9 protein-coding genes and 3 pseudogenes are annotated in these 8,004 nt (G+C 61.8%); 10 read left to right on the forward strand and 2 right to left on the reverse strand.

Annotated elements, in window-relative coordinates; translation table 11 throughout:
• Positions 1-149: 149 nt before the first annotated feature.
• Positions 150-437: pseudogene (locus tag XI03_RS01920) on the reverse strand (DNA-binding protein); the annotation flags it as partial.
• 1,142 nt (positions 438-1,579) lie between these two features.
• On the opposite strand from XI03_RS01920, the gene XI03_RS01925 reads away from it, so the two are divergent.
• Positions 1,580-1,864 carry a DUF3892 domain-containing protein gene (locus XI03_RS01925; RefSeq protein WP_271591146.1) on the forward strand — a complete coding sequence of 95 codons (285 nt, stop codon included), beginning with the start codon at positions 1,580-1,582 and terminating at the stop codon, positions 1,862-1,864.
• Between the two features lie 386 nt (positions 1,865-2,250).
• Here XI03_RS01925 and XI03_RS01930 read toward each other — a convergent pair whose 3' ends face one another.
• Positions 2,251-2,490: a cold-shock protein gene (locus XI03_RS01930; RefSeq protein ID WP_271591152.1), complete on the reverse strand. Its 240-nt coding sequence runs from the start codon at positions 2,488-2,490 to the stop codon at positions 2,251-2,253.
• Positions 2,491-2,538: 48 nt separating this feature from the next.
• Between XI03_RS01930 and XI03_RS01935 the strand changes: the two genes are divergently transcribed.
• The 9 genes and pseudogenes from XI03_RS01935 to XI03_RS01975 form a co-directional block, all read left to right on the forward strand.
• Complete coding sequence (locus XI03_RS01935; RefSeq protein ID WP_271591154.1) at positions 2,539-2,817, forward strand: hypothetical protein; 279 nt, start codon at positions 2,539-2,541, stop codon at positions 2,815-2,817.
• A 210-nt stretch (positions 2,818-3,027) separates the two neighbouring features.
• On the forward strand, positions 3,028-3,195 hold the full coding sequence (locus XI03_RS01940; protein WP_271591147.1) for a hypothetical protein: 168 nt from the start codon (positions 3,028-3,030) through the stop codon (positions 3,193-3,195).
• Positions 3,185-3,685, forward strand: a complete 501-nt coding sequence (locus XI03_RS01945) for a recombinase family protein (protein ID WP_271591148.1) — start codon at positions 3,185-3,187, stop codon at positions 3,683-3,685. The genes XI03_RS01940 and XI03_RS01945 overlap by 11 nt, the downstream gene beginning before the upstream one ends.
• Positions 3,682-3,984 carry a recombinase family protein gene (locus XI03_RS01950; protein ID WP_271591149.1) on the forward strand — a complete coding sequence of 101 codons (303 nt, stop codon included), beginning with the start codon at positions 3,682-3,684 and terminating at the stop codon, positions 3,982-3,984. Before XI03_RS01945 ends, XI03_RS01950 begins: the two co-directional genes overlap by 4 nt.
• Positions 3,981-4,160, forward strand: a complete 180-nt coding sequence (locus XI03_RS01955) for a hypothetical protein (RefSeq protein WP_271591150.1) — start codon at positions 3,981-3,983, stop codon at positions 4,158-4,160. Before XI03_RS01950 ends, XI03_RS01955 begins: the two co-directional genes overlap by 4 nt.
• A 162-nt stretch (positions 4,161-4,322) precedes the next feature.
• Positions 4,323-4,706, forward strand: coding sequence for a hypothetical protein (locus tag XI03_RS01960; protein WP_271591151.1), 384 nt, complete (start codon positions 4,323-4,325; stop codon positions 4,704-4,706).
• A 212-nt stretch (positions 4,707-4,918) separates the two neighbouring features.
• Positions 4,919-6,446: pseudogene (istA, locus tag XI03_RS01965) on the forward strand (IS21 family transposase).
• A gap of 13 nt (positions 6,447-6,459) precedes the next feature.
• Entirely contained in the window at positions 6,460-7,203 is a 744-nt protein-coding gene (istB, locus tag XI03_RS01970; protein WP_271591153.1) for an IS21-like element helper ATPase IstB, read from the forward strand.
• Positions 7,204-7,301: 98 nt separating this feature from the next.
• Positions 7,302-8,004, forward strand: a pseudogene (locus XI03_RS01975) (recombinase family protein); the annotation flags it as partial.

Here is an 8,004-nt window from a genome sequence, read left to right on the forward strand (position 1 = left end):
AAATTTGAAGGCCGCAACCGTGTGGTTGTCGCCTAGGATAAGGTTCATCGTTCACTCCGTCTCCGGTGCTCTGGGCCTGGACGCCCGTTCTCGCTCTTCTCCGAAGCCAAAGCCGCACCTCTACTAAATTATTTGGTCATGGTCCCCGACACGGCGCGCCGGTCGGAGGCGCGCACCGTCTTCTCCGTTAGCATGCGGCGAATCTGATAGGGCTCCTTCTACCAAGAACCGGAGATGGCCTGTCAGACCTGATCCTGGCGTCCATGATCGGCGGTGACGGTGAACGCCATCAACTGCTCGAGAGACATGCGGTCCTCAGCATAGACATCGAGCAGCGCGGGCGAGACCGAGGCGAGTCGCAGACGCTGCTTCACCACGTTGACCGAGGTGAAGAAGGTCGCGGCGATGTCCTCCTCGGTCCGGCCCTTCTCGCGCAGGGAGTCGCGGAATTGGTCGAGCGGGTGCAGCGGCGCGCGAATGTGTGCATCCGTTGGCCTTTAACTGCCGTAGGGTACGCTTCGCAAGCGATGGTGTGTCGCGCGGCGATCAGGATGGAAAGGCTTCCTACCCAGATTGCCGCGCTACAATGGTGGCTAGCCCGTGCCAAGGACGGGCTAGCCACCATTGCTCCCGAGAGATCCAAGTCCCAAGGTGCGATCAATTTGTATCCTGAGAAGAATTGGAGAGCACCTACCAGCACCAGGGGGTTGCCGCATCACCACGTGCACGCCATATCGAGACGGTCCCGAACCGGGTTGGCACTCGGAAGCTGCAAATGGCGAAATGGGTCCTTAGAACACGCGCAGGGCTGGCTCAGATCGTCCCAATGCCGAAGGGGTTTGCAATCGTGTTCGATGGCGAGATCTTAGAATATCAGCCCTCACCTTCCGCAGCGGCAGAGGCGCTCGCTAATGGCCGATGCTTTTGGCCGTCCTCTGCGGACCCATTCGAATTGGGCATTCCAGAGGAAATCGGCGAGTGGCAACGTGTACCATGACCGTGCGGCTCGCAAGGTCCGTTTAGCTGGGCCACTTCCTTTGAGCGTGTGAAGAGCCAGCGTACAAGCGCGTCGTCTGCCGGACTGGCCGACGTTGTCTCGGGTAGACCAGAAGCCCGGTCCAGATACCAGTCAATCGCCTTGCGATCAAGCGCTGAGTGCCGGGGACAGCCTCCGACACCAGGCCCTTCTTAACCCACGTGTTGAACGCGTCCTTGGAGCAGCCACATAGGCGGGCCGCACTGGCCTTAGTGAGGCCCCGAGGCGCGATCTGATCGGCGCGTAACATCCGCTCCCAACGTCTCAGCTCTGCCGGCGAAGGTTTGTCACGCTGATGATCACGTCCATTGGCACCATGGTAGAAGTTAGCGGCCACGTGACTCGGCGCTCATCTGAGAGAAGAAGCGCTGTCCCTACCACGCGCCGCTAACTCCACCGCCAGCCTCAGCGACGGAAGAAGGCTGACGGTAGGATACATCGATCGGAAAAGGGCGTGGGCACAACTACCAGAGTTGGCCGTCCCCTCCTCCACGACCAGTCTCTAAGCTGGTCGGACGGCTTGCAGAGATGGGAGACACCCGCATGGCCAAACGCGTACGCATTCATTGCATAAACAAGACTGACAGGCGAAGCGCACACGAGAGAATCAAAAATGTCGGCGGACTGAATTCGGACGGAACGCGATGGAAGCTATCCGTTAAGAAGACTATCCGAGACCTCGAAAGCCGCGAGTGGGAGTACTACGTGGAAGAATCAGGCGTCACTGTCGAGGTCATCGTCGCCGCCGACGGCCGACACAGGTACATCAAGACAACAGTGGACCGAATTCAACCGGACAATCTCCTTTCGCTCCCCGAATGTCCGTGACGGTTGTCGATCCCAGATCGCAGGCAGTGCGGGCGAGACTCGGCGCTGTTCGGTTGCGTTGGATCAGACGCTGTCCCTACCCCGCCCGCACTACCGTTGAAGTTAGCGGCACGTGACTCGGCGCTGACCATTCTGGTGCCATCGCGCTGTCCCCGCCACACCCGCGCTGCCGATGAAGTGAGCAGCGATGTGACTCGGCGCCCGATTGCAGACGAGCGCTGTCCCTAGGCGCCGCAGACTTCGGTGGTCAGCCTTAGGGCGGAAAAAGCTGACCGCGCTCGCCCCCCGAGCGGCTCAACTTCCAAATGTGACCTCAAGTTGTGTTTAGCTACACGTTCGCGTGGCACCCACCTGAATTGACTGCTTGATCCATCGAGCTAGGGCTTTTATGCAGCGACGCACAATGCTGGGCGCATCACTCGATTCGGTAGATTTTCCGCCGAGTCTTTTCCGCGATTTTTCACGATGTCGAAGCTGACTTTTCCGCCCTCAGCGAGCGTAGTAAAACCAGCCTTCTCAACCGCGGAGATGTGGACAAAGACGTCATTGCCACCCGAGTCCGGCTGAATGAACCCGTAGCCATTCGTCGGGTGAACTGTAGCGAGACCGAACTTTGGACCGCCCAGAACTAGAGTTTTGCGATCTTATCACGTTGGCGGGCTGGTGGCGCCGGCGTGATTTTGCAGCAAAATCGGCGGCCGATTGCCGATGGCTCCGTGGGGCCGGACTTCGTTGTACAACAAGGCTCAAGAACGTCCACAGGACCGTTCTTCGCGAGGTTCTTTATCGACATCATCCCTGGTTTGGTCGCCGAGTTTGCGTTCATGGAAGCGTCGAGAAGGCTGATGATGTCGCTTTACGCTGCTCTCTTGATGGATCACAAGCGGATCGATGGTTGGAGGTTCCGGCATGGATGTTCGATCGGGCGGCATGCCCTGACGCTGAGCCTTTGACAGCTCAGCCCTTTGTCAGCATTGACGCACTTTCGGCGCTCTCTACGCTTCTCGATCTGGCGTTGAAGGATCGAACGCCATCAGCTGCCCTGCTTTCTGGCGCATCCAGAGCCTCTCACGACCAGAATCGGGGAGAGACTCACGTCACGGCAGACGGCAGTGCCGGCGGGCGGATACCGACACAATCGACAACCGCGGCCGCAGCAGCAGATGGATCTGTTCGGGAGTGGCCTGTCGAACGGCGCCATCGGCGCGCCCACATGGCTGGATCTGCCCGCAGAAGCGCGGGCAGCGCTCACGAGCCTGATGATGCAGTTGATCCTCGACCATGCAGCGATGGCAGCGACGCCCGCGAAGGAGCTCGATCATGATCTCTGACAAGGTCAGGCCTCATCATCTGGAGCGCAAGGCGATTCTTTACGTGCGTCAGTCTTCGGCCCATCACGTGTTGCACAATCGCGAGAGCAGCGCGCTGCAATACGCCATGCGAGACCGGCTGACGGCACTCGGGTGGTCAGAGATTGAAGTGATCGATGATGATCTCGGTCGTTCAGCTGCCGGCGGCATACAACGCGCCGGATTCGAGCGAATGGTGGCGGAGGTCTGCCTCGGCAAGGTTGGTGCGGTTTGCGCCCGCGAGGTCTCGCGCTTCGCCCGCAACAGCCGGGATTGGCAGCAACTCATCGAGATGTGCCGCGTGGTCGATACCGTTCTGGTCGATCAAGAGACTATCTATGCGCCAAGGCACGGCAACGACCGCCTGCTGCTCGGGCTCAAGGGTAGCCTCAACGAGTACGAGCTTGATCTGTTGCGCCAGCGCTCGCTCTCGGCCCGCTACGAGAAGGGCGCCGGGGCGAGTTGGTTGTGACAGCGCCGGTCGGCTTCGTGAAGGCCGGCGACCGTTATGAGAAAGACCCGGATCGGCGCGTCCAGGAAGCGATCAAGCTGGCGTTCGACAAGGTCGAGGAACTGGGCAGCGCGCGACAAGCGCTCTGCTGGCTCCACGAGTACAATCTCGATCTGCCGGTGAAGCAGACCAACGGCGACACGGCCTGGCGGCGACCAAACTACTCTGCCATCCACCGGATCATTGAGAACCCGTCTACGGCGGCGCCTATGCCTATGGTAAGACAGCTGTGGCGGCGGGATACAGCACCGCGGGCGTGAGCGTGAATATCCGCCGCAAGGCGCGGAACGAATGGTTGCCGCTGAAGCCCAACACCCGCGATGGGTACGTGAGCTGGGAGAGGTTCGAGTCGATCCGCACAATGGTCATCAGCAACGTTCCCACCGGTCGGCATCCCGGCGCGCCCAAGCTGGTGACGCGCTGCTGGCCGGTCTGATTCGCTGCAAGCGCTGCGGTCGCAAGCTCACACTCCGGTAGTCCGGCATGGAAAACCATATCCCGCGCTACAGCTGCAGCCGCGCCGGGATGGACAATGGCGGGGCCCACTGCATCGCCTTCGGCGGACTGCGCGTCGATGACGCTATCGAGGAAGCACTGCTTGGAATCGTTGGTCCGGGCGCTGTCGCTGCCGCAACCGCTGCCGCCCCGGGGAGCCAGGGAACGGCGCGATCAGGTACGCGATGCCCTCAGTCGCGACCTCGAAGCGGCGCGCTATGCCGCCGACAGAGCTTTCCGGCAGTACGATGCTGCTGATCCCGCGAACCGTCTGGTGGCCAGTGAGCTGGAAGCCCGCTGGAACAGCGCGCTCGCTCACGCGGCGGAGGTTGAGGCCAAGATCACCATGCATGATGCGGCGATGCCCGCACCTCTTGCTGATCCAGCCTCGCTCGGCGTTCTGGCCTCGAACCTCAAAACGGTCTGGGATGCGCCGACGACGGATGCTCGCCTCAAGAAGCGCATTGTGCGCACCCTCATCCAATGAGGTCGGGGCCGATATCTGCGCGTTCCAGCCGATCGTGATCACCGATTCCAGGCCATCGTGATCACCCATTCCAGAGCATCGTGATCACCATTTCCAGTCGATTGTGATCGCTATTTCCAGCGATCGCGATTGGGGGGGCAACCAGGAGGCGCGCACCGCTGACAGTCTGCAACCGGGTAGCTTGATCTTTTGCCTAACTGCAGAGGATCGAGATGCCGACCGAGAGACTGTCCATGCGCCACATTCGCGAAGTTCTACGCCTGCACTATAGCGTCGGCATGTCGCAACGCGCCGTTGCCCGCAGCCTCGGTCTGGCCCAGGGCACGGTCAGCAAATACGTCAACCGAGCCCGCCGCGCCGGCCTGACCTGGCCGTTGCCAACGGAGCTGGATGACGACGTCCAGCTCGAGAACCGCCTGTTTCCTCCGCCTTCCGATCGGCCCAGCGACGAGCGTCCGCATCCCGACTGGGCGCTCGTACATCGCGAGCTGCGGCGCCCGAACGTCACGCTGATGCTGTTGTGGGAGGAGTATTGCGACGCCAATTCCGACAGCTTCAGCTATGCGTGGTTCTGCGAACGCTACAGGGAATGGGCCGGCCGTCTCAAGCCAACCCTGCGCCAGGTTCACGTCGCCGGCGAGAAGCTGTTCGTCGACTATTCTGGCCATACCATGGAGGTGGTTGACGGGCTCACCGGTGAGGTGCTCAGCGCGCAGATCTTCGTCGCCGTGCTCGGCGCCTCGAACTACACCTATGCCGAGGCCAGCCTCAGCCAGAGCCTGCCGGACTGGATCGCCTCGCACGTCCGGGCCTTTGCCTATTTCGCCGGCGTGGCCCGGCAGACGGTGAGCGACAATCTGAAGGCCGGCATCACCAGGGCCTGCTTTCACGAACCGATGGTCAACCGGACCTATGCTGATCTCGCCCGCCATTACCGCACCGCCATTGTTCCGGCACGGCCGTATCGGCCGCGCGACAAAGCCAAGGTCGAAGTCGGGGTCCAGATCGTCGGACGATGGATTCTGGCACGCTTGCGCAACCGCCGCTTCTTCTCGCTCGCCGCCCTCAACGAGGCGATCCACGGGCTCCTTGTCGAGTTGAACGACCGACCCCTCAGGAGCTGGGGGCGAAGTCGACGCGACCTGTTCGAAGAGCTCGATCGTCCGGCGCTTACTGCCTTGCCGGATGAACCGTACCAGTATGCCGAGTGGAAGCGCTGCCGGGTCAACCTCGATTATCACATCGAGATCGCCAAGCGTCCCTCACAACCTCGTGCGTCAAGAGGTCGAGACCCGCGTCACCCAAAAGACCGTCGAGATCTTCCTGCGCGGCAAGCGGGTGGCGTCGCATCTGCGCAGCACCCTGCCGCATCGCCCGACGACGATTGCCGAGCATATGCCGAGCTCACATCGCCGTTATCGGGACTGGACCCATGAGCGTATTCGGTCCGAAGCTGCCAAGGTCTGCCCCGACGCCGACACCCTGATCGACGTCATCCTGCGGTCGCGGCCGCATCCGGAACAGGGCTTCCGCTCCGCCATCGGTATTCTCGGGCTGGTCAAGCGCTACGGTCAGGAGCGCGTCGACGCCGCCTGCGCCTGTGCCCTGCTGCTCAACGCCCGTTCCTACAAATCGGTCGCTGCCATCCTCAAGAACGGCACTGACAGGACCGCTCCGCCCGCCGATGAGACGCCCATTCTCTTCCACGCCAACATTCGTGGCCGCAGTTACTACAATTGATCAGGAGATCAGCATGCTCGTTCACCCTACCGTCGATCGCTTACGCGCCCTCGGCCTCGCCACCATGGCCGATGGCCTCACTGAACTGCAGAACAATCCCGAGGCAGCCGGGATGCCGCACGCCGATTGGCTCGGCCTCCTCGTCGACCGCGAGGTCACCGCCCGAGACAATCGTCGCATCACGCGTCGCTTGACCAGCGCCAAGCTCCGTCAAGCCGCCACCATCGAGAACGTCGACTATCGTACCGCCCGTGGTCTCGATCGTTCGCTCTTCCAGAACCTCAGCACCTGCCAATGGATCCGCGATGCCAACCACCTGGTCATCGTCGGTCCAACCGGCACCGGCAAGTCCTGGCTTGCCTGCGCGCTCGGCAACAAGGCCTGCCGCGACGGCTTTTCCGTCCTCTACAAGCGGGCATCCCGCCTGTTCGCTGATCTCGCCCAGGCGCGCGGCGAAGGCCGTCTGGCGCGCCTGATCACCGCGCTCGAGCGCATCAATCTCCTCATCCTTGACGACTGGGGACCCGAACCGCTCACCGCCGACCAGCGCCGTGATCTGCTTGAGATCGTCGACGACCGCTACGACAAGGGATCGTTGTTGATCACGAGTCAGGTGCCCGTGTCGCAATGGCATGATGTCATTGCCGATCCCACCCTCGGCGATGCGATATTGGATCGCATCATTCACAATGCTCATCGCATCGAGCTCAAGGGCGACAGTCTGCGGCGCCAAGCCGGCGAAAAGAAAAAGCTGTGAGCACCTCGCGCAGGATCGTCCCGCCGGCCCACAGGCCCCTCCCGCGCGCGTCGCTGCGTCGCTCGTGGGGCACTCCGCGCCGCGCACGGGACCCTCCCATGGACCGCCGGAACGATCTTCGAACCAACCCGCCAGCCTTGACCAGGAGACAATTTCCAGCACACATAAGCCCGTCAGTCGTGTTCGTCTCCGAACTGATCGCGATCACTGGAATCCGTGATAACCATCGCCTGGAACACCTGATCGCCATCCCTGGAATGCGCACCGATATCGACGACGCAGCCTCGGAGATCGTTCTCGTGGTCTATTGGGTGGGGGGCGCTCACAGCGAGTTGCGCTTGCCGAAGCGCCGGCGCGGACAGCGCAACAGCACCTCTGCCGATATCGTCCAGGCCGTGCGTCAACTGGTGCTGATCGCCAGCGACGATCTGATTGCCGGCCTCCTCAACCGCAACGGCCTCAAGGCCGGTAACGGCAATCGCTGGACCCGCGAGCGCGTCACATCAATGCGCTCGAACTACCACATCCCGGTGTTCAAGGCCGCCGAGGACGGGATCGAGCCATGGCTCAACCTTGGCAACGCCGCAAAGCTCCTGAAGATCGCGCCCAAGACGCTCCGACTGGCCGCTGAAGCCGGCGAGATCGAATCCATCCATCCTCTGCCGGATGGTCCTTGGATCCTCGCCCGCGCCTGGCTGATAACAACTGCTGCTCAATCTATCGCCACACGAGCGCGACAGAACCCAAAATACCCCGCGGGATCGCATCCGGCTCAACAAAATCTCTTCTCTTCAATCGCAT

Origin of the sequence: Bradyrhizobium sp. CCBAU 65884 (assembly GCF_028128835.1) — a bacterium.
Classification (GTDB): domain Bacteria; phylum Pseudomonadota; class Alphaproteobacteria; order Rhizobiales; family Xanthobacteraceae; genus Bradyrhizobium; species Bradyrhizobium ottawaense.

Excerpts from the sequence above, each read along its gene's own strand:
- XI03_RS01940 (WP_271591147.1), top strand. The coding sequence starts at position 3,028 with ATGGATCTGTTCGGGAGTGGCCTGTCGAACGGCGCCATCGGCGCGCCC.
- XI03_RS01945 (WP_271591148.1), top strand. The coding sequence starts at position 3,185 with ATGATCTCTGACAAGGTCAGGCCTCATCATCTGGAGCGCAAGGCGATT.
- istB (WP_271591153.1), top strand. The coding sequence starts at position 6,460 with ATGCTCGTTCACCCTACCGTCGATCGCTTACGCGCCCTCGGCCTCGCC.
- XI03_RS01925 (WP_271591146.1), top strand. The coding sequence starts at position 1,580 with ATGGCCAAACGCGTACGCATTCATTGCATAAACAAGACTGACAGGCGA.